Origin of the sequence: Aquicoccus porphyridii, assembly GCF_008369105.1 — a bacterium.
Lineage (GTDB): Bacteria > Pseudomonadota > Alphaproteobacteria > Rhodobacterales > Rhodobacteraceae > Aquicoccus > Aquicoccus porphyridii.
This window is the reverse complement of the sequence record NZ_VINQ01000002.1, coordinates 1-18,793: the sequence shown is the minus strand read 5'-3', so window position 1 is coordinate 18,793 and position 18,793 is coordinate 1. Positions and strand designations below refer to the sequence as shown.

Annotated in this window: 16 protein-coding genes and 1 pseudogene; 5 read left to right on the top strand and 12 right to left on the bottom strand. The window is 66.0% G+C overall.

All coding sequences use genetic code 11. The annotated features are described in order from the left end of the window. Positions 1-6: 6 nt before the first annotated feature. Together eda and edd are read right to left on the bottom strand one after the other, a co-directional pair. Entirely contained in the window at positions 7-651 is a 645-nt protein-coding gene (gene eda, locus FLO80_RS03165) for a bifunctional 4-hydroxy-2-oxoglutarate aldolase/2-dehydro-3-deoxy-phosphogluconate aldolase (protein ID WP_111364013.1), read from the bottom strand. Continuing rightward, entirely contained in the window at positions 648-2,468 is a 1,821-nt protein-coding gene (edd, locus tag FLO80_RS03160) for a phosphogluconate dehydratase (RefSeq protein WP_111364130.1), read from the bottom strand. Before edd ends, eda begins: the two co-directional genes overlap by 4 nt. A 218-nt stretch (positions 2,469-2,686) precedes the next feature. On the opposite strand from edd, the gene FLO80_RS03155 reads away from it, so the two are divergent. From FLO80_RS03155 to FLO80_RS03145, 3 genes are read left to right on the top strand one after another with little or no spacing between them, the layout of a single operon-like run. Beyond that, positions 2,687-3,367 (top strand): DUF6778 family protein, encoded by a 681-nt coding sequence (locus FLO80_RS03155; protein ID WP_188078199.1) that lies wholly within the window; start codon positions 2,687-2,689, stop codon positions 3,365-3,367. A 39-nt stretch (positions 3,368-3,406) separates the two neighbouring features. After that, a complete protein-coding gene (locus FLO80_RS03150; protein ID WP_111364015.1) occupies positions 3,407-4,603 on the top strand; it encodes an RSP_2647 family RNA methyltransferase in 1,197 nt (398 codons plus the stop codon). Continuing rightward, positions 4,600-5,151 carry an RSP_2648 family PIN domain-containing protein gene (locus FLO80_RS03145; protein WP_111364018.1) on the top strand — a complete coding sequence of 184 codons (552 nt, stop codon included), beginning with the start codon at positions 4,600-4,602 and terminating at the stop codon, positions 5,149-5,151. Before FLO80_RS03150 ends, FLO80_RS03145 begins: the two co-directional genes overlap by 4 nt. Positions 5,152-5,254: 103 nt before the next feature. On the opposite strand, the gene FLO80_RS03140 is transcribed toward FLO80_RS03145, so the two are convergent. Continuing rightward, positions 5,255-5,938 carry a M48 family metallopeptidase gene (locus FLO80_RS03140; RefSeq protein ID WP_111364021.1) on the bottom strand — a complete coding sequence of 228 codons (684 nt, stop codon included), beginning with the start codon at positions 5,936-5,938 and terminating at the stop codon, positions 5,255-5,257. Positions 5,939-5,977: 39 nt separating this feature from the next. Then, positions 5,978-7,141 (bottom strand): cytochrome P450, encoded by a 1,164-nt coding sequence (locus FLO80_RS03135; RefSeq protein ID WP_111364023.1) that lies wholly within the window; start codon positions 7,139-7,141, stop codon positions 5,978-5,980. 111 nt (positions 7,142-7,252) lie between these two features. Between FLO80_RS03135 and FLO80_RS03130 the strand changes: the two genes are divergently transcribed. Beyond that, complete coding sequence (locus FLO80_RS03130; protein WP_246156543.1) at positions 7,253-7,990, top strand: maleate cis-trans isomerase family protein; 738 nt, start codon at positions 7,253-7,255, stop codon at positions 7,988-7,990. A 251-nt stretch (positions 7,991-8,241) separates the two neighbouring features. Here the strand turns inward: FLO80_RS03130 and FLO80_RS03125 are convergent, their stop codons facing one another. The 8 genes from FLO80_RS03125 to FLO80_RS03095 all read right to left on the bottom strand — a co-directional run bounded on the left by FLO80_RS03125 (position 8,242) and on the right by FLO80_RS03095 (position 17,848). Beyond that, entirely contained in the window at positions 8,242-9,426 is a 1,185-nt protein-coding gene (locus tag FLO80_RS03125; RefSeq protein ID WP_111364025.1) for a vWA domain-containing protein, read from the bottom strand. 5 nt (positions 9,427-9,431) lie between these two features. Further along, positions 9,432-9,602: a hypothetical protein gene (locus tag FLO80_RS22820; protein WP_188078198.1), complete on the bottom strand. Its 171-nt coding sequence runs from the start codon at positions 9,600-9,602 to the stop codon at positions 9,432-9,434. Between the two features lie 13 nt (positions 9,603-9,615). Then, a complete protein-coding gene (locus FLO80_RS03120) occupies positions 9,616-10,989 on the bottom strand; it encodes a DUF2927 domain-containing protein (protein ID WP_111364027.1) in 1,374 nt (457 codons plus the stop codon). Positions 10,990-11,272: 283 nt separating this feature from the next. Beyond that, positions 11,273-12,139 carry a DMT family transporter gene (locus FLO80_RS03115; protein ID WP_223145449.1) on the bottom strand — a complete coding sequence of 289 codons (867 nt, stop codon included), beginning with the start codon at positions 12,137-12,139 and terminating at the stop codon, positions 11,273-11,275. Next, positions 12,139-12,795 (bottom strand): nitrile hydratase subunit alpha, encoded by a 657-nt coding sequence (nthA, locus tag FLO80_RS03110; RefSeq protein WP_111364030.1) that lies wholly within the window; start codon positions 12,793-12,795, stop codon positions 12,139-12,141. The genes FLO80_RS03115 and nthA overlap by 1 nt, the downstream gene beginning before the upstream one ends. A 44-nt stretch (positions 12,796-12,839) precedes the next feature. Then, positions 12,840-13,082, bottom strand: a complete 243-nt coding sequence (locus tag FLO80_RS23470) for an SH3-like domain-containing protein (RefSeq protein WP_439328704.1) — start codon at positions 13,080-13,082, stop codon at positions 12,840-12,842. A 28-nt stretch (positions 13,083-13,110) separates the two neighbouring features. Then, entirely contained in the window at positions 13,111-13,458 is a 348-nt protein-coding gene (locus FLO80_RS23465) for a ScnB-like protein (protein ID WP_342781702.1), read from the bottom strand. 160 nt (positions 13,459-13,618) lie between these two features. Further along, positions 13,619-17,848 carry a VWD domain-containing protein gene (locus FLO80_RS03095; RefSeq protein ID WP_111364036.1) on the bottom strand — a complete coding sequence of 1,410 codons (4,230 nt, stop codon included), beginning with the start codon at positions 17,846-17,848 and terminating at the stop codon, positions 13,619-13,621. A 366-nt stretch (positions 17,849-18,214) separates the two neighbouring features. Between FLO80_RS03095 and FLO80_RS03090 the strand changes: the two are divergent. Next, positions 18,215-18,793 (top strand): annotated as a pseudogene (locus FLO80_RS03090) (hypothetical protein); the annotation flags it as partial.

The following is an 18,793-nucleotide window of genomic DNA, read 5'->3' as shown; positions in this document are numbered from 1 at the left end:
ACGCGGTTAGGGCCCGGGCAAGGCCGAGGCGCTGCGGGCGAGGCTTTCGATCCGGCCCCAATCGCGCGCGGCGATGGCGTCGCCGGGGGCGACCCAGCTTCCTCCGACGCAGGCGACATTGGCCAGTTCCAGGTAATCGGGGGCGTTTTGCGCCGTGATGCCGCCGGTAGGGCAAAAGCGGATCTGCGGGAGTGGCGCACCGATGGATTTGAGCGCGGGGGCGCCGCCGGAGGGTTCGGCGGGAAAGAATTTCTGCATGCCGTAGCCGCGTTCAGCCAAGCGCATCATCTCGCTTGCCGTGGCGGCACCGGGCAGCAGGGGCAGCGCGGCGTTTTCGCAGGCGTCGAGCAGGCGGTCGGTGGCGCCGGGCGAGACCGCGAAGCGTGCCCCGGCCGCGCGGGCGGCGGTGGCGTCTTCGGGGGTGATCACGGTGCCCGCGCCGATCACCGCGCCGGGAATGCGGGTCATTTCACGGATCGCGTCGAGGGCGGCAGGCGTGCGCAGCGTCACTTCGAGCACGGACAGTCCACCGGCGACGAGCGCGCGGGCGAGGGGCGCGGCGTGGGCCGCGTCGTCGATGGTCAGAACGGGGATGACCGGGGCCATCTGGCAGAGGCGGAGGATCTCGGCACTGGCCTCTTGCGGGGTCATGCGCCGTCATCTCCGAAAAGCGGGCTGGCGCCTGCGGTGGCGGGGCTGGCATGGGCGCGGAACAGTTTGAACAATTCGCGCCCGACGCCGTGATCCGCGACCCCGGCGCGGGGCCGGTCGGGTGTGCGGCCGGTGAATTCGGACGAGAGCACCTCGAGCGTTCCGGCCGCGGCGTCGAGGCGGATGATGTCGCCGTCGCGGATGCGGGCCAGTGGCCCCTCCATCGCGGCCTCGGGCGCGAGGTGGAGCGCCGCCGGGATCTTGCCCGACGCGCCCGACATGCGCCCGTCGGTCACGAGCGCGACCTTGTGGCCGCGATCCTGCATCACCGAAAGCGTCGGCGTCAGCCCGTGCAATTCGGGCATGCCGTTGGCGCGCGGCCCCTGAAAGCGCAGGACGATCACCACGTTGCCGGTGAATTCGCCCGCCTTGAAGGCGTCGATCACGGCCTGCTGGGTGTCAAAGACGCGCGCCGGGGCCTCGATCAGGTGATGCTCGGGGGCGACCGCCGAAAGCTTGATGATGCCCTCACCGAGATTGCCGGTCAGGTGCTTGAGCCCGCCGGTCGCCTGGAACGGGTCCGAGACCGGGCGCAGGATGCGGTCGTTCTCGGTTTGCTCGGGGCCGGGGCGATAGCGGATGTCGGCGCCGTCGAGTACGGGTTCTTGCGTGTAACGGCCAAGGCCCGGCCCCGCGACGGTCTGCACATCCTCGTGCAAAAGCCCCGCATCGAGCAATTGCGAGATGAGCCAGGCCATGCCGCCCGCGGCGTGGAAATGGTTCACATCGGCCAACCCGTTGGGATAGACCCGCGCCAGGAGCGGCGTGACCTGCGAGAGGTCGGCGAAATCCTCGAGCGTGAGGGTGATGCCCGCCGCGCGTGCCATCGCGGGCAGGTGCATCACGAGATTGGTCGATCCGCCGGTCGCCATCAGCCCGACCATGCCGTTCACGAAGGCGCGCTCGTCGAGGATGTCACAAAGCGGGCGGTAATCATCGCCCAGGGCCGTGAGCGTGAGGATCTGGCGCGTGCCCGCGGCGGTGAGCGCGTCGCGCATCTCGGTTCCGGGGTTGATGAAGGCCGCGCCGGGCAGGTGTAGCCCCATGATCTCCATCAGCATCTGGTTGGAATTCGCGGTGCCATAGAAGGTGCAGGTGCCGGGGCCGTGATAGGCGGCCATCTCGGCCTGCATGAGGGCGGCGCAGTCGATCTTGCCGGCCGCGAACTCCTTGCGCACCTCGGCCTTTTCCTCGTTCGAGAGGCCCGAGGTCATCGGCCCGCCGGGCAGGAAGATCGCGGGGAGGTGGCCGAACGTGGCCGCGGCCATGACAAGCCCGGGCACGATCTTGTCACAGGTGCCCAGAAACACCGCCGCGTCGAACGTATCGTGCGACAGTGCGACCGCCGCCGCCATGGCGATCACGTCGCGCGAGAAAAGCGACAGCTCCATGCCGGGCTGGCCCTGGGTGACGCCGTCGCACATGGCGGGAACACCGCCCGCGATCTGCGCGGTGCCGCCCACTTCGCGCGCCGCGCGCTTGATGATGTCGGGGAAGGCGCCGAAGGGCTGATGCGCCGAGAGCATTTCGTTATGGGCGGTGACGATCCCGATATTGGGGGCTTGTGTGGTGGCGAGCCGGTCCTGATCGTCGCCCATCGCGGCATAGGCGTGGGCCTGGTTCGAGCAACTGAGATGCCCGCGTGTCGGCCCGGCCTCGCCCGCGGCGCGCATCCGGTCGAGATAGGCCGTGCGCGCGGGCCTTGAGCGTTCGATGATCCGGTCGGTCACGTCGCGGACGGTCTGGTTCAGTGTCATGTGATATCCCTTTGCGCGGCGGATGACCGACATCTAGCAAAGGGTTTTAGCGCTAACAAGCCGTCCCTCCCGTGGCAGGGCAGCGGCGCCCCGCCGACCGACCGGGTTTTGCCCCCACATTACCCCGGCAAGATCGCAGCGCCGCCGCGAATTCGTCTCAATTGGCGGCAATCTTGGAGGTGAGCAGAAAACAGGGCCAAAGCCCGGGGAGAAAGAGTATGAAACATGTTCGTCTGGTTGCAATGATTGTTCTGGGGATGGCCGCGTCGGGCTGTTCCACCATTGATACCGTGTCACGTAGCGTGCCATTCGAAAGCCCGGCCACCACGGCCATGGCCCCCGCGATGAACGTGGACGCGTTCCAGGTTCGGGTGCCGCGTAGCTTGCAGGTTTCCGAAGCCAACAGGTATTACCCCTCGGGCGACATCGTCTGGCGCGGTGAGCCCTTGGGCGATCGTCACGCGCAGGTGCAGAAGATTTTCGAAGAGGGCCTGGCGATGGGCACGCAGGGTGCCGATGGTGCCGTTCCGGTCGTGCTTGATATCGAAGTGAAGCGGTTCCACGCGCTTTCGGAAAAGACGCGCTATTCCGTGGGTGGGCGCCACGAGATCGAATTCGTGGTGAACTTCCTCAACCCAGAAACGATGCGACCAATGGCCGAACCGCGCCAGATCGACGCGACCTTCAAGGCGTTTGGTGGCGCGCGGGCGGTGCAGGCCGAACGGAACGGGATGACCCAGAAAGTCAGGATCACCCGCCATCTGGCCGGCGTGTTCCAGAAAGAGTTGGGTGTGCGCGATGCCGCGCGCGAGGCCCCGGCCGTCAACCGCATCCCTGCGGTGTCGCGCAGCACCGCCACGCCACTGAGCGCGGGCGACCGGACGAACAACCTCTTCTGATCTCTTCCCAAGGATCACCGGAGACTGTAAGGGGACGGCATGACGCTGTCCCCTTTGCCCATTGTCCGCCTCAAACCCAAGACCGATGCGCGCAAGCTGCGCCACGGTAGCCCTTGGGTCTTTGCCAACGAGGTCGTGACCGATCGCCGCACCAAGGCGATTGCGCCGGGGTCCCTGGCGGTTCTGGAGGACGCGGAGCGCGCGGCCCTGGGGGTGGTGGCGGTGAATCCCGATTCGAAGATCTTCTGCCGGATGCTCGACCGTGATCCGGGCGCGCAGGTCGATCAGGCGTGGTTTGCGGCGCGGATCGGGCGGGCGCTGGCGCTGCGCGAACGGCTTTACGGGACGCCGTTTTATCGACTGATCCATGCCGAGGCCGACGGGTTGCCCGGCGTGGTGATCGACCGGTTCGGGGATGTCGCGGTGGTGCAGCCCAACGCGGCATGGGCCGAGGCGCAGCTTGGGCCGATGGTCGAGGCGCTGGTGGCGGTGACGGGTGTGAGCACGGTGATCAAGAACGCATCGGGCCGGGCGCGCGCGCTTGAGGGTTTGGACGAAGGGCAGGAGGTTCTGCGCGGGGTGGCGCCGCAGGGGCCGTTGCCGGTCGAGATGAACGGCGCGGTTTACATGGCCGACCTGGTGGGCGGGCAGAAGACCGGGCTGTTTCTCGATCAGCGCGAGAACCACGCCTTTGCTGGCCGGCTGGCGGGTGGCGCGCGGGTTCTCGACGTGTTTTCCCATGTCGGGGGGTTCGGCCTTGCCTGCCTCGCGGCGGGGGCGGAGCATGCGCTGGCGGTGGACGGCTCGGACCCGGCCTTGGCTCTGGCGGGCGAGGGTGCTGCGGCGATGGGCGTATCGGATCGCTTCGAGACGCGCCGGGGCGATGCGTTCGAGGTGCTGGAGGCGCTGGCGGGCGCGGGGGCGCAATTCGACGTGGTGATCTGTGACCCGCCCGCCTTTGCACCGTCGAAACAGGCGCTCGATGCGGGGCTGCGCGCCTATGAGAAACTCGCGCGCATGGCGGCGCCCCTGGTGGCGGAGGGCGGCTTTCTGGGGCTCTGTTCCTGTTCGCATGCCGCCGATCTCGGGCGGTTTCGCACGGCCTCGATCCGGGGGATCGGGCGGGCCGGGCGACAGGGGCAGTTGATCCACACGGGGCAGGCGGGCCCGGATCATCCGCTTTTGCCGCAACTGGCCGAAAGCGGGTATCTCAAGGCGCTGTTTTTCCGGCTGTGAGGGCGGTTCTCGATACCTGCGTGATCTTTCCCACGGTCATGCGCGAGGTTCTGCTGGGCGTGGCCGAAACCGGGGCCTATGCGCCGCTCTGGTCGGACCGCATTCTCGAGGAATGGGCGCGGGCAGCGGCGAAACTTGGCCCCGAAGCCGAGGCGCAGGCGCGCGGCGAGGCGGCGTTGTTGGAGGCGAGATGGCCGGGGGCGTCGGTCGAGTGGCCGCCGTCGCTGGAGGATCGGCTGTGGCTGCCCGACCCGGCCGATATTCATGTGCTGGCGGCGGGGGTGGCGGGATCGGCGGATGTGATCGTGACGCTGAACGCGAGCGATTTCCCGCGCGGGATTCTCGCCGAGGAGGGGCTGAGCCGGGCCGACCCGGACGGGTTTCTCCTGGGGTTCTGGCAGGCGGATGCCGCGCGGGTGGAAGCGGTGGTTGCGCGCGTGCGCGCCGAGGCGCGGCGGCTTTCGGGCGAGGATTGGACGGCGCGGGGGCTTTTGAAGAAGGCGCGATTGCCGAGGTTGGGCAAGGCGGTGGCCGGGCGGTTGGACTGAGGCTTAAGGGTGGCCGCAAGTCGCGGGGTTGCGCGCATGGCAAGGTCGGATTTGAGTATTTTTCCCAAGAAAGAGCAGGGTTCCTGGCTCCGTGGCAGGGGGCTCAGGCCCGCCACTTGTTTTCCAGTGACTCGATCGCCGCGATCCTCTGCGCCGTCTTGGGATGCGAGAGCAGCCATGCGGGCGCGGCCCCCATGTTGGTCTGGGTCAGCTTTTCCAGCTTCTCGAACAGGGATTTTTGCGGTGTCGTGCCGATCCCGGCCTTGGTGAGCAAGGCGGCCGCATATTCATCGGCCTCGTATTCATCCGACCGCGAGAGGCCCGCCGCCAGAAGCGTGGTGATCCCGTTCGCGATCCACACGCCGATGCCGGGCAGGAAGCGCGACAGCACCATGGCAAGCGCCGTGCGAATGGCGTTCTGGCCGGAAAAGTCGATCATCCGGCGCCGCGAATGGCCAAGCGCGACGTGGCCCAGTTCGTGCGCGATGACCGAGGCCAGTTCCTCTGCCGTTACCTCGCCGGCGCGGTACTTCTCGTAAAAGCCACGGGTGATGAAGATCCGCCCGTCCGGCGCGGCGAGGCCGTTCACGGGCTGGATTTCATAGAGATGCACGCGGATACGCGGCAGGTCGAGCGCCTGTGCCATGCGGTCGAACATCGGCTTGAGCGTGGGATCGACCAGTTCGGTCGATTTCGCATCAAGCTCGCGCGTGGTGCGCCAGACCGAGAAGCGATACATCCCGATGGCATAAAGGATGGCAAGCAGGATCGGCGTGAACTTCAGCATGGATGGAATATGGGGGCGCGAAAGGCCCGGAGCAAGAGGTCAGATTGCCCATGCGACGGGCATGGCGGTGGGCCCCCGAAACGCCCAGCCCGAAAACGGCACGGCGCCCGTGATGTGCAGGCCGGGCAGGGTGTTAAACAGCATGGGCAGGGCTACCTCGGCAATCAGCGCGCGGGCGACCGCGGCACCTCCGCAGAAATGCGGGCCTGCCCCGAAGGGGATGGCCGGGCCGTTGTCGCGGGTGATGTCGAAAATATGTGGGTTGTCAAAGTGTTGCTCATCATGACCTGCCGATGAGAACATGAAGAACACGCGGTCCTCGGGCTCGAACGTCACGCCGCAAACTGTGTCACGCCGCGCCACCCGGCGTGGCGACATGCCGATGGGAGAGATCCAGCGCGCGTATTCTGCGAAGGCCTGTGCGTAGCTGGCGCGGCCTTGCCGGATCAGCGCATGTTGGTCCGGGTGCGTGATGAGCGCCCATGCGGCCCCGGCGATGGCGTCGCGCGGCTCGTTCTGGCCGCCCGAGATGATGAGCTTGATATTGGCGCGGGTGGCGGGTTCGTCGAGTCCGGCCTGCATCTGGACCGAGAGCGCAGACATGTCGGGATGGGCGCGCAGATGCGGCATCATCTCGGTGATATGGCGGTCGATCGAAGCGGTGCAGTCGTGGCAATTGGCCTCGATTTCGGGATCGCCGGTGTAGTTGGCGCAGCCGTCGATCATGCCTTGGCTCACCCGGTCAAGCTCCTCCGCCGGCATGTTGGTGAGGCCGGTCACGAGCTTGAGCGCCTCGGCCGAAACCGGCATCGCATAGTCCCGCACAAGGTCGCATTTCCCCTTTGGTTTCAAGGTGTTGAGAATGTCCTGCGTTCTGGCGCGAAAGAGCGGCATCCAGGTGTCGCGGACCGTGCGTGGGCTGAGCGCGGGAAACAGGATCTTGCGCTCGCGGGCATGGGCCTCGCCGTCCTTGCGCATCATGTTCTCGCCCATCAGGAGCGTCATGAGGCCCTCGGGTTGACATGAAGAAAAGGTCTCAACCTGTTTTTCTTGCTGGAAAATATCGTCACGCAGGGTGAAGAGCGTAGCTCCGAGTTCGGGCACATGCGTGACCGGCGCATCGGCCCGCATCCGTGCCAGTGCCGGGTAGGGATCGGCGGTGAAATCGGCAGGGTCGATATGGGTGACGGGCGCGTCTGACATGGGGTTGATCTCCTCGGGTGGGGCCATGGTGCCGGTGATCGGGGGCCACGGCAAGCGTGATGTCTTGGCATGGGTGCCGGGCCGTGCGACAGTGGCGCGCGGAGGTGAGTCATGGCGCTGGAATATCAATTGGATCAAGGGTTTGGCGGGGCAGGCCGGTTCGGGCTGATCGTGCTGTCGACCGACGAATCGCTGGAGAACGAAGCCCGGATGCTGTTTGCCGGGCGCGATCTGTGCCTGCTGCATTCGCGCATTCCGGCGCAACCCGATGTGACGCCCAAGTCATTGGCATCCATGGAAAATCACATGACCGCGACGGCCGAGCGCCTGCCGCGGGGGCTGGAGGTGATCGGCTATGGCTGCACCTCGGGGGCGACGGTGATCGGGCCGGAGCGGGTGGCGGACCTGGTGCGCAAGGCCCATCCCGAGGCGCAGGTCACGAACCCGATGTCATCCGTCATTGCCGCCCTCAAGGCATTGAAATCAAACAATATCGCCATGATTACCCCCTATGTCGAAAGCGTCAACGAACCGATGATCGCGGCGCTGAACGACACCGGAATCGCGGTCGCGCGGCAAGAGAGCTTTCTCGAGGAAGACGATTACACCGTCGCGAGGATCGCCGAATCCTCGACCCTTGAGGCCATAAAAAATATCGCAAAAACAACGGATTGCGATGCGATCTTCGTCAGTTGCACGAACTTGCGCAGCTTTGGCATCATCGAGCGGGCCGAGGCCGAGACGGGGCTTCCGGTGATCTCATCGAACCTTGCCTTCCTGTGGCACATGCTGAAACTCGCGGGCACCGATGCGCGCGGATGGTGGCCCGGGCGACTGTTCGCCCAGTAAGCGTTCGGTGCGGTTAACACGGGTTTCTGTGCGTTGATGCAGGGGGTGACTCCCGGCTGCTGCCCGGCTGTCATCCGGCTGCCGCCCGATCCACATGGTATCGCGTCGGAAAACACCTTAACGCAACGCACGCTACCCCTTTCATCTTGCCAGAAATACTCTGGGGGTCTGGGGGTGAAACCCCCAGGGCCTCCCGTGGCCCGAACGGAACACAAACTGCGTGCGCAGCACACAACTGGATCAGGCCGACCTCAGCGCGACAACTCTTTCATGCCCTCTTCGATGCCCTTGAGGGTCATCGGCACCATGCGGTGCTCGAAGATCTCGCGGATCATGCCGATCGAATGGGTGTAGCCCCAGTATTTCTCGGGCACCGGGTTGATCCAGAGATGTTCTGGCCATTGCTCGCGGGCGCGTTGCAGCCAGAGCTGGCCGGATTCGGCGTTCCAGTGCTCGTTGGCGCCGCCGGGATAGGCGATCTCGTAGGGGCTCATGCTGGCGTCGCCCACGAAGATGCATTTGTAATCCGGCCCGTAGGTGTGCAGCACGTCCCATGTCGGGGTCTGCGCGTCCCAGCGGCGGCGGTTGTCGCGCCAGACGCCTTCGTAGAGGCAGTTGTGGAAATAGTAGTATTCGAGATGCTTGAACTCGGTCTTGGCGGCCGAGAACAGCTCTTCGACCATCTTGATATGCGGGTCCATGCTGCCGCCGACGTCAAGGAACAGGAGCACCTTGACCGCGTTGCGCCGCTCGGGGCGGGTTTTCACGTCGAGATAGCCATGTTCGGCGGTGGCGCGGATCGTGCCGTCGAGGTCGAGCTCGTCCTCGGCGCCGTCGCGGGCCCAGCGGCGCAGGCGTTTCAGGGCGACCTTGATGTTGCGGGTGCCGAGTTCGACATCGTCGGCGAGGTTGCGGAACTCGCGCTTGTCCCAGACCTTGACCGCGCGCTGGTGGCGGCTTTCCTTCTGGCCGATGCGCACGCCCTCGGGGTTGTAGCCATAGGCGCCGAAAGGCGAGGTGCCCGCGGTGCCGATCCATTTCGAGCCGCCCTGGTGGCGGTCGGTCTGTTCTTCGAGCCGCTTTTTCAGCGTCTCCATCAGCTGGTCGAACCCGCCGAGGCTCTTGATCTCTTCCATCTCTTCGGGGCTGAGATGCTTTTCGGCCATTTTTTCGAGCCAGTCGCCGGGGATGTCCACCGCTTCGAGCACGTCGGAGAGCGAAATCTCCTCGATCCCCTTGAAGGCGGTGGCGAAGGCGCGGTCGAACTTGTCGAGATTGCGTTCGTCCTTCACCAGCGTGCTGCGGGCGAGGTAATAGAACCCGTCGATGTCATAGGTGACGAGGCCCTGGCCCATCGCTTCGAGAAAGGTGAGGTGTTCGCGCAGGGAGACCGGGACGCCGTGTTTGCGCAACGCATCGAAGAACGGCAGGAACATCGCGTCTAACCCGTCATCGTGCGGACGATCAGGATATTGATGATCAGCGCCACGATGGCGAAGGCGATGCCGTAGGCCGCGCCATGCTGGGCCATGTCGAGCCCGGTGCCGCCGCGCCTTTTGGCCTGAAAGATGCCGAATGCCACCCCGAGGGCTGCCCCGATCAAGACGATCATGTGATGTGCCCGCTTATCCGCGTTTCCCTTTGAGCGGGTTGAGCGCGCCGATCTCGCGCAGCTTGGCGCGCACGGCCCAATCCGCGCCGAATCCGTAACGTGCCCAGCCCAGACTGTCCAGACGCACCTGGGCGGCCTCGGGGGCGCGGCTGGTGATTTCGAGCGCCTCGGCGCGCAGCAGCATCAGCGTCGAGAGGAGCGCGGCGTTCTCGAAGCGGGACGCGACGGGGATGTTGGGCTCGATCAGCGCGAGCGCGGTGCGCCCGTCGCCGCGGCTCAGGGCATGGGCGGCGAGTTGGCTGGCGACAAAGGCGCGGTGCAGCCCGGCGCCGGGTGTTGCGGCAAAGAAGCGGTCGGCGGCCTGGAAATGGCCCATCGCGGCGTCGGGATCGGTGGCGGCGATGAGCCGGCCCATGGCGTAATGGACGAAGGCGCGGCGGTGGTCCTGCCAGCCGAGGCTTTGGGCGATGCCGAGGGCACGGCGCGTGGCGCGTTGGCGTTCGCTTGGGCTGCTGTCGGGGCCGAGGGCCGCCTCGATGGCGTTGATCCAGTTTCGCGGCGTGCGGGCGGGCGCGCGCGCCGGGATGCCCGCACCGCCGGGGTTGAGCCGGGCGAGGATCGCGGGCAGGCGCGCCGCGACCTCTTGGCGGGTCATGCCGTTGGCGAGTTCGGGCGCGTAATAGGCGCGCAGGATCAGCATGTCGAAACCGGTCAGCACGGCGTGGATATTGTCGTCGTTGAACACCGAATCGGGCAGACGGTAGAGATCATTGAGCGGGCCGATGGCCTGGGCCAGTTCCTCGTGCAGGCAATCGCGCAGCTCTTGCGGCGAGGCGTCGCCGGGCACGAAGATCGCCAGTTTTTCGCGGTTGCGCAGGAGTGCCCAGTTGGCGCGGGCGCTGCGGCGAGCGCGGCGGTATTGGGAGATGTCGGTGATGCCCGGCACCACGAAACAGGCCGCGTGGGGCAGGTTGCGGCGGATTTCGCGCCGGGTCAGGGCCTCGATGGTGATGTTGGCCTGCGCGGCATTGGTGAGCGAGATGTCGATCCCGGCCTCGCCTTGCAGGCGGCGGATGAGCGCGGCGAGGTCGGGCATCATGGTTGCGGGCGGGCGGCCGGTGACGCGCACGGTGATCGGCTCTTCGAACCGGGTGAAGACCGCCAGTTCGCGGCCCGATTCAAGGCGGAAGGACAGGTCTAGGAAATCGCGCGCGATGTCGGCGTTGGAGCGTTCGGGCCGGGCCGGGGTGGGGGTTGCGAAACTCTTGAGCGGGGGCAGCGAGGACATCGCCGCGGGCTGCGACGCGCGGGTGGCGGTGTCGTCGGGCGCGGGACCGGGCATGCAGCCCACGAGCAGCAGGCAGATCGGCAGGAGGTGATTGCGCATCACGCGGCCCCCCGCCGTGCAGGCGCGGTTTCACGCTGGTCGCAGGCGATTTGGCGGGTCATGGGCCGCAGCCGGGGGCACGGTTGGGCGTGGTCCCTTGGCGCCTTGGTCTTGATCCGGGGGATGTCAGTTGCGCGTGCGCCGCGCGCCCGTGTGCTGGCGTTCGGGTCCATGGTCGGCCTCGGTCTGGTTTTCGTCTGGTGGACACTCGCCCGGTTCGGGGGACGCGGGTAAGGAGTAAGTGGGGCAAAAGCATGGCCATTGCATCGGTCGGGCGCCCTTGTCATGGCGCTTTGACGAAGGTTTCGCGATACCAGACGTAGATGCCCGCGCCCGCGATGGTCGCGGCGCCGAGAATGGTGAGCCAGTCGGGCAGGTCGCCGAAGATGGTGGCGCCGTAAAAGCTTGAAAACACCAGCCCGAAATAGGCGAAGGGGGCGAGCATCCCGGCCTCACCGGCCATCAGCGCGCGGATGAGCGCCAGTTGGCCCAGCGTGCCGCAGATCGCGATGGCGAACATGAGCGCGAGGTCGGTGCCGTTCAGCGGGTGCCAGAAGAACGGCACCGCCGCCGAAAGCACCACCGCCCCGAAAAGCGCGGTGTAAAAGAGCGAGGTCCAGGCGTCCTCGTCGCGGCCAACGAAGCGGGTGGTGAGCGCATAGGCCGAATAGCAGATCGCGGCCCCGAGCGGCAGCAGAGAATAGGGCGTGAACACGGCGGCGCCGGGGCGGATCACGAGAAAGGCACCGATACAGGCGGCGAGGATCGCCATGGCGCGGCGGATGCCGAAGCGTTCGCCAAGGAACACCGCCGCGCCGAGCGTGATGAACAGCGGGTTGGTCGACATGATCGCCGCCGCCTCGGCCAGGCCGATATTGGAGATGCCGAAGAAAAAGAAGATCGTCGCGCACATGAGATAGACCGAGCGCGCCAGTTGCAGCCGGGGATAGCGCGTGCGCAGCACCGGGCGCAGCCGTGGCAGCACGAGGATGAAGACGACGAGCGCCTGCCCGAGGTAGCGCGCCCAAAGCGTCGGCATGGTGCCGATGCGCCCGGCCAGCAGCTTGGCCAGCGCGTCCATCGAGGAGAACATGAAGATGGCGGCGATCATCAGCAGGATCGCCGTGGTTTTGATGGTGAATTTGGGCATCAGGGCGTCTTGGGCAGCCCGGTGCCGATCATCGAATCGCGGGTGACGAGGGCCGCCAGCGCGGTCTCGTCCATGCCCTCGGTCCCGGCGGGGCGGGCGGGCAGCACGATATAGCGCATGTCGGCGGTGCTGTCATGGACGCGCACCTGCGTGGTTTCGGGCAATTCAAGCCCGAACTCGGCCAGCACCTTGCGCGGTTCCTTGACGGTGCGCGCGCGATAGGCGCGGGTCTTGTACCAATCGGGCGGCAGGCCCAGAAGGTTGCGCGGGTAGCACGAGCAGAGCGTGCAGACGATCACGTTATGCACGTCCCCGGTGTTCTCGACCGCGATGAGGCGCAGCCCGCCGATGTCAAAGCCCATCTCGGCGCTGGCGGCGGAGGCATCGGCGAGCAGGCGCGCCTTGAACGCGGGGTCGGTCCAAGCCCGGGCCACCACGGCGGCGCCGTTGGCGGGGCTGCGCGCATCCATCGCCTCGATCTGGGCGGCGATCTCGGCGGGGGTGACGTGGCCCTTTTCGATCAGCAATTCGCGCACGGCGATTTCCATGCACTGCCAATAGCTGAGCGGTTCGTCATTGTCGGCACGGTAGGGGTGGCCCGAGGGGCTCATCCCGTCGTGGTGGAAATGGTCGTGATCGTGATGGTCATGCGGCATGATGTGTCTCGCGCGGGGAAGGGGGGGTGACATGCGCCCCGGGATCAGGGGGCCGGTTCGAGCCAGTGGCCGTAGATTTCGGCGTCGATCGTGTCGGTCGGGGTTTCGGCCGCGTCGCCCCAGATCTCGGCCATGGTGAAGCGGACGCGGTAGAGCGGTTTCTTCGGGCCGTCGGTATGACCATAGGCCAGAAGTTCGGGGTTGCCGAACTCGCCCAGGGGACGTTCGATCACTCCGATCTTGCCGCGCAGATAGGCGGGCGCGCGGACATGGCCCGGGGGCATCATGGTCTTGACGCGCACCTTGTCCGCCGGGCTAGCCACGGGCGGCCTCGCCATAGGTTTCGCCGCGGGTGCGGGCCTCGTCCATCTTTTCGCCCAGCTCTTCGAGCGTGTAGAGACCGGCCTCAATGAGGTTCTGGTTCACCGCGGCGATCCAGCGTTCGTAATAGCTGTATTTTTCATAGGCATCCTCGCCCATGTCTTCGAGCGCGCGGCGCAGGCCATCGACGGTGAAATGGCCCTTGGTCGACATCAGCACCTGGAGCGCGTCGACGCGCTTTTCCCAGAGCGCGAAGTCATGTTCGGCCGGGGTGACGGGGCCTGCATCCTGCCCGCCCATGTCGTGCCAGCGGCGACCGTCGAAGGGGAATTTCTCGCTCATCTCGCAAACCTCGCTTTCCGGGCGAGGGTAGGCGGGTGCGGCGGGGCTGTCCAGTGGGGGCGGGGGTTTGTGACGGGTTGGACAAGAGAAAGGGGCGGGCCGTTTCCGGTCCGCCCCTCGCGTTGCGCTGTCCGGGTGGTGAAACCCGGCCCTGCGAATATCAGGCGAAGTCCTGCATATTGCCCAACAGGACGCCCGTGAGCGATACGTCGAGGCCATCGCTGATCGCGGCAATGTCGACGCCGGGCGTATAGGCCACGTTGTCGTTGGCAAGGTCGGTGGGCAGGTTGTCGCTATCGAGGAAGACCCATTGCGGCGCGTTGTCGGTTTCGAGCCCGACGGCGTGGCGCAGGGCATCGAGCGCGTCGCCTGCGGTGACCAGTCCGTCCTGGTTGAGATCGCCGGCGACGAAATCGAGGTCTTGCGCGGGGCCAAAGCCCGGTTCGAGCCCGACGGCGAGGCGCAGGATGTCGAGCGCGTCACCGGAACCGACCAGGTCGCTGTCGGCCTCGGAGAGGGATTTGCTCGCGCTGGCCCGGCCGCTGGCGCCGTCGCCGAGGCCGAGGCTGTAGGCGCCGCTGCCGCTGCCCATGCCATCGGCGAGGCTGCGCGCGGTCGAGGCACCGGTCGAGAAGCCGACAAGGGCGTCGTCGATCCCGTCTCCGGCGCGGTCCTCGACGGTGAACTGGATCGTTGCGCGTTCCTGCCCCGCATCGAGGGTGGGGGCGACCGACGTGGTTTCGGGGGCCGCGACATCCTCGCTTGCGGAGCTTTCGACGAAGTCCGGGTCGCCGGTCAGCAGGAAGTCGAGAACGGCGTTGTCGTAATTCACCGTGCCCGGTGCCAGCCCGGCATCCGCCGCGGCCTGGCGGGCGGCCTCCTGGTCGGCGGGGTCGAAATCGTCGACGGTGGTGATCGATCCGGGTTTGGCGGGATCATAGAACCCGGCCAGCGTTTCGCCCGTGTCATAGGTGAACAGGCTGTCGGCCTCGGCATCGACGCGCCAGTCGCCGCGGTAATCTCCGTAAAGATCCTCGAAGGCGAGGGGGCGTTCCAGAACGGTGCCGTCGGCAAGCGCGACATCGTTGCTCTTGTCGCCGTCGCCATCGCCGAGGAGGCCCTCGACGCGCCCGGCCAGTTCGTCGCTGATCCGCACGCTGAGATCGACGCGCCCGTCATGCACCTTCACCGCGACCTGGGTGTCGCCATCGTTGAGGGTGCCGTCGTCACCGGCAAACACCATCGTGTAGGTGTCGCCCGCGCGATAGATCCGGTCGGCGCCGACATCGAGGAAGTCGCCATCGGCGATGGTCTGCACCGTGCCGTTGACCGAAAGCGGGTCGGCGTCGTTGCTGTCGATCATCACCGCGTCGCCATTGGCCGCGCGCATGGCAATCGCCTGGTTGACCGAGACGTTGTCAAGATCGACGCCCGCGTCATCCTGTGCCGGGGTCATCCGCGACTGGATCTCGAATCCGTTGACGCTCTCGCCGGTCTGGCCGCGCAGCAGCACGTATTCGCCGACCGCGTGGAAATCATAGCCAAGGCCATCGAGGGTGAGGAGGTGCGGATCGCCCAGCGTCCAGGCCGGGGTTGCGGCCGAGGGGGCGGGGGGTGTCGGCCCGGGTTCGCCCGGCTCCTCGAAGATCAGGTCTTCGACCGAGGTCAGCGTGATCGTGTCCGAGCCGATGACCACGGTATGGTTGCCCGTCCCGTCGGAGGTGACCGTGGCCTCGTCCTCGGTCACGCCGAAGAACACCTGGTCGTTGCCGTCGCCGCCATCCACGGTGTCGTTGCCACCGACAAGGATGAAGGCGTCATCGCCGCCGCGGCCTTCGAGGCGGTTGTCGTTTGCATCGCCCGCGATGCGGTCATTGTCGTCGGTGCCGCGCAGGTGCTCGATATTGCTGATCGTGTGGGTGAAGGGCTGGTTGCCACCGACGATGGCGGTGCCTGTCACCGTGCCGGCTTCGAGGTCGGCATCGACGCCGCCATTGTAGTTCGAACGGTCATAGCGCAGCCGGTCGAACCCGTCGCCGCCGTCAAGCGTATCGTCGCCGCCGTTGAGGATGAAGCTTTCATCGCGGTTCGAGCCGAGGATCGTGTCGGCCCCGTTGGTGGCAGAGATTTCCCATGCGCCGCGCGCCCCACCGATGGTGTCGGTGAAGGTGCCCGAGCCGCCGCTGCGGGTGATCGTTCCGGCTGCGAGGTCGACGTCGAGCGTGCCGGGAGACCCATCGTTATACTGGATGCGGACATAGCCGCTTTCTATGTTGATCGTGTCGTTGCCGCCGGTGGGCATGACCTGCATCCACTGGGTGTCGGTCAGGGCGAGGTTGAAGGTGTCGTCTGCAATCGTGCCGCCGATTCCCAGCCCGCCCAGCGTATTGCCCGCGATGAGCGGTTTTTCCACGTCGATCAGGGTGTCGGTGCCAAGACCGCCCTTGCCGATCGTACCGGTATTGGTCGTGCCGTCGATATCGACGGTCAACCCGGAACTCAGGATCGCGGGGTCGGTCAGGTGGCCATATTGGACACTGACATAGCCTTCGACGATGTCGGAGAAGTGATAGGTATCGTTGCCCGATCCGGCGCGGATGAAGGCGTTGCCCTCGCCGACAAAGGCGGTGTCATCGCCCGCACCGAGGTTGAACTGGTCGTCGCCGCCATTGCCGGTGGCCGTGTCGTCGCCATCCGTGCCGTTGAGTATGTCGTTGCCCGGGGTGCCTTCGATCAGGATGCCGCCGGTGTCGTCGCTCACCGGGGTGATGCTGGCGACCTCTGCCGCGTCGAGGCCTACAAAGTGTAGTGTCGAGCCGTCGGGCATGAGCACGATGCTGCTGAATCCGTCGAAAGTTGCCGATTCCAGTGCCGCCTTGGCATCGGCGATGCTCACCCCGAGGCGGGCCACGTCAAGCGTGCTGACGCCGGGTGTGAACCCGTCGATCCGGGTCACTCCGGCCCCGGGCACGAAAGTGTCGGCGCCGCCACGCCCGTCAAGGATGTTGAAGCCACCGAGATTGTCACCGGCGAGCCAGTCGTTGCCGGATGTGCCGCGCACATGTTCGAAACTGCCCAGGCTGTCGGTAAAGGCCGCGCCATCGACGGTGCCGGCCGCGGTGCCAGCGGCCAGATCGACCACGAGATCGGCGATCCCGGCACTGTCGTAGCTGACCCGGTCGTTTCCTGTGCCACCCTCCAGCGTGTCGTTGCCACCGGCCTTGCGGAAACGGTCGTCCGCATCGCTGCCGGTGAACATGTCGTCATGGAAAGACCCGCGAACCGCCCAAGGCAGGTTGCCGGCGAAGATTTCGGTGTTGCCGAACCCGTCATCGAGGATGATGTTGGCGTCGAGGTCGACCTCGATTCCGGTGCTGGCATCGCGGAAATCGATCCGCACGAGGCCGGGCCCGGAGATGTTGATCACGTCGACCCCGTCACCGGATTGCAGCTCCATCCATTGTTCCGCATCGACATGGAGGTTGAACGTGTCGCCCGCGCTGGTTCCGACCAGCGACAGCGCGCCGAGAGTCCAGCCGGCATCCAGCGGGTTCGCGACGCCGATGATGGTATCGGTGCCGTCGCTGCCCTTGTCGACCGACGCGGTGTTTTCGGCCCCGTCGAGGTCAACCGTGATCGGGCCGGACAGCCCGGCATAGTCCAGCCAGGTCCAGCCGCTGGAGCTGCTGACCATGGACAGGTCGATCACGTCATCGCCGGTGCTGCCGATGATGGTATCCGCCTCGTTCGGCGTGGTCCCGTTCGACGGGTTGATATAGTCGTCGCCAGCCCCGCCATCGAGCGTGTCGTTGCCACCGAGGCCGATCACGTCGTCATTGCCCGCGGTGCCGGTCAGGTTGTCGTCGCCACCATCCCCGATGACCTGGTTGTTGCTGGTCTCGGTCACGTTCAGGAAGCCGGAGACCGGGATATCGGTGCCCGGGGCGAAGGCGCCGCTGGTGATGGCGCCGGCCCCGGTGATGCTGCTGTCCAGCGCATTGAATTCGGCCACCGTCGTGGGAAAGGTCAGCGGGTCGCCACCGATCGGGAAGATCAGGTCGATATCCTCTTCGCCGGAATCGCCGAGGATCTCGAAGCTCATGATGACGTGCCGACCCTCGGGGGTATCCACGTAACCGAGATAATCAATGGTGTCGTCGGGCAGCGCGGCAAGACCGCCGGGCGCATCATCACCGGCCACGAGCACGCCGAGCGGGTCATCGCCGCCGATATCGACCTCGGGGAGATCGTCGGAGGAGGTGCCGAGCACGGAGTAGTTGAGGTTGCCCTCTCCATCTCGGAAAGTGGCCCGGAGTTCGACCTGGCTTACCTTGGTGACCGTGTCGGAATTGCGAAAGACGGCGATGCCGCTGATAGCGAATGTGCTCATGAAAAGCTCCCTGTTTTACAACTTTCCCGCGAGGGTGAAAAGGTGGTTTCAGATATAGGTTTTTCTATTTCGTCCGAGGGCAGAAACATTCCTTGCCGATTCAGGCCCACGTTTCCATGATCGGTTTATGCAGTCAATCAATGTCTTCGTTTGCGCGGTCATTTCGGAGGGGGAAAGGTCGGAAAAAAAGGCGCGAAATCTCCGAACGGACCGGGGGTGGAAAATTTTTGTTGTTCCAGCGGTTTGTCTTGTTCCGGCGCGCGCTGTTCCCTGCGTCGAAATTGTATGCTTTCACTCTTTCAAACGGGTTTTCGATATGCGACTATCCCGCCGATACTTGCATCAGATATTTTTTTGAGGGGCGCCATGACCACCGATTTTCGCGATATTGAGAACACTGAAAACACCCGGGCCGACGGCAATCACGACGACAATTACCAAAAGCAATCTTCGCCCATGGTTTCGAGCGAGGCGGAGCGCCGCGCCCATATCATCAAGTGGATCGCGAAACGCCAAAAGACGGCCGCGGCCACGTTCGGTTCGGCGATGGCGGTCCTGCCCGCCATGGCCAGTGCCCAGGCGGGCGCGGGCGAGCTTGTCAACGCGGCGGATATCGCGGGCGTGCGCAGTGCGGAGGTTCTCGACGATGGGTCCGCGCGGCTGGTCCTCGATGACGGGCGAATCCTCAGGATCACGTCGCAGGACTTCGTGGCCGGGGCCTCGGGCGAGGTTCTGGTTGGTGGACAGGCGCTGGACCTCGTGACCGAGGCGGCGGCTGCCGCGGTCGGCGGTGGAGCGGGCGGCGGGATCAACGCTGGTGCGCTGGCGGCGGGTGTTGGTCTGGCGGGGGCTGGCGTGATGGCGGCGGATAGCGGTGGCGGCTCGGGGGCACCCGCGCCGGAGACGTTCAACCGTGCCGATTTCCTGTCGGGCGGCATTTCCAGC

Excerpts from the sequence above, each read along its gene's own strand:
- eda (WP_111364013.1), bottom strand. The coding sequence starts at position 651 with ATGACCCCGCAAGAGGCCAGTGCCGAGATCCTCCGCCTCTGCCAGATG.
- edd (WP_111364130.1), bottom strand. The coding sequence starts at position 2,468 with ATGACACTGAACCAGACCGTCCGCGACGTGACCGACCGGATCATCGAA.
- FLO80_RS03155 (WP_188078199.1), top strand. The coding sequence starts at position 2,687 with ATGAAACATGTTCGTCTGGTTGCAATGATTGTTCTGGGGATGGCCGCG.
- FLO80_RS03150 (WP_111364015.1), top strand. The coding sequence starts at position 3,407 with ATGACGCTGTCCCCTTTGCCCATTGTCCGCCTCAAACCCAAGACCGAT.
- FLO80_RS03140 (WP_111364021.1), bottom strand. The coding sequence starts at position 5,938 with ATGCTGAAGTTCACGCCGATCCTGCTTGCCATCCTTTATGCCATCGGG.
- FLO80_RS03135 (WP_111364023.1), bottom strand. The coding sequence starts at position 7,141 with ATGTCAGACGCGCCCGTCACCCATATCGACCCTGCCGATTTCACCGCC.
- FLO80_RS03130 (WP_246156543.1), top strand. The coding sequence starts at position 7,253 with ATGGCGCTGGAATATCAATTGGATCAAGGGTTTGGCGGGGCAGGCCGG.
- FLO80_RS03125 (WP_111364025.1), bottom strand. The coding sequence starts at position 9,426 with ATGTTCCTGCCGTTCTTCGATGCGTTGCGCAAACACGGCGTCCCGGTC.
- FLO80_RS22820 (WP_188078198.1), bottom strand. The coding sequence starts at position 9,602 with ATGATCGTCTTGATCGGGGCAGCCCTCGGGGTGGCATTCGGCATCTTT.
- FLO80_RS03120 (WP_111364027.1), bottom strand. The coding sequence starts at position 10,989 with ATGCGCAATCACCTCCTGCCGATCTGCCTGCTGCTCGTGGGCTGCATG.
- FLO80_RS03115 (WP_223145449.1), bottom strand. The coding sequence starts at position 12,139 with ATGCCCAAATTCACCATCAAAACCACGGCGATCCTGCTGATGATCGCC.
- nthA (WP_111364030.1), bottom strand. The coding sequence starts at position 12,795 with ATGCCGCATGACCATCACGATCACGACCATTTCCACCACGACGGGATG.
- FLO80_RS23470 (WP_439328704.1), bottom strand. The coding sequence starts at position 13,082 with ATGATGCCCCCGGGCCATGTCCGCGCGCCCGCCTATCTGCGCGGCAAG.
- FLO80_RS23465 (WP_342781702.1), bottom strand. The coding sequence starts at position 13,458 with ATGAGCGAGAAATTCCCCTTCGACGGTCGCCGCTGGCACGACATGGGC.
- FLO80_RS03095 (WP_111364036.1), bottom strand. The coding sequence starts at position 17,848 with ATGAGCACATTCGCTATCAGCGGCATCGCCGTCTTTCGCAATTCCGAC.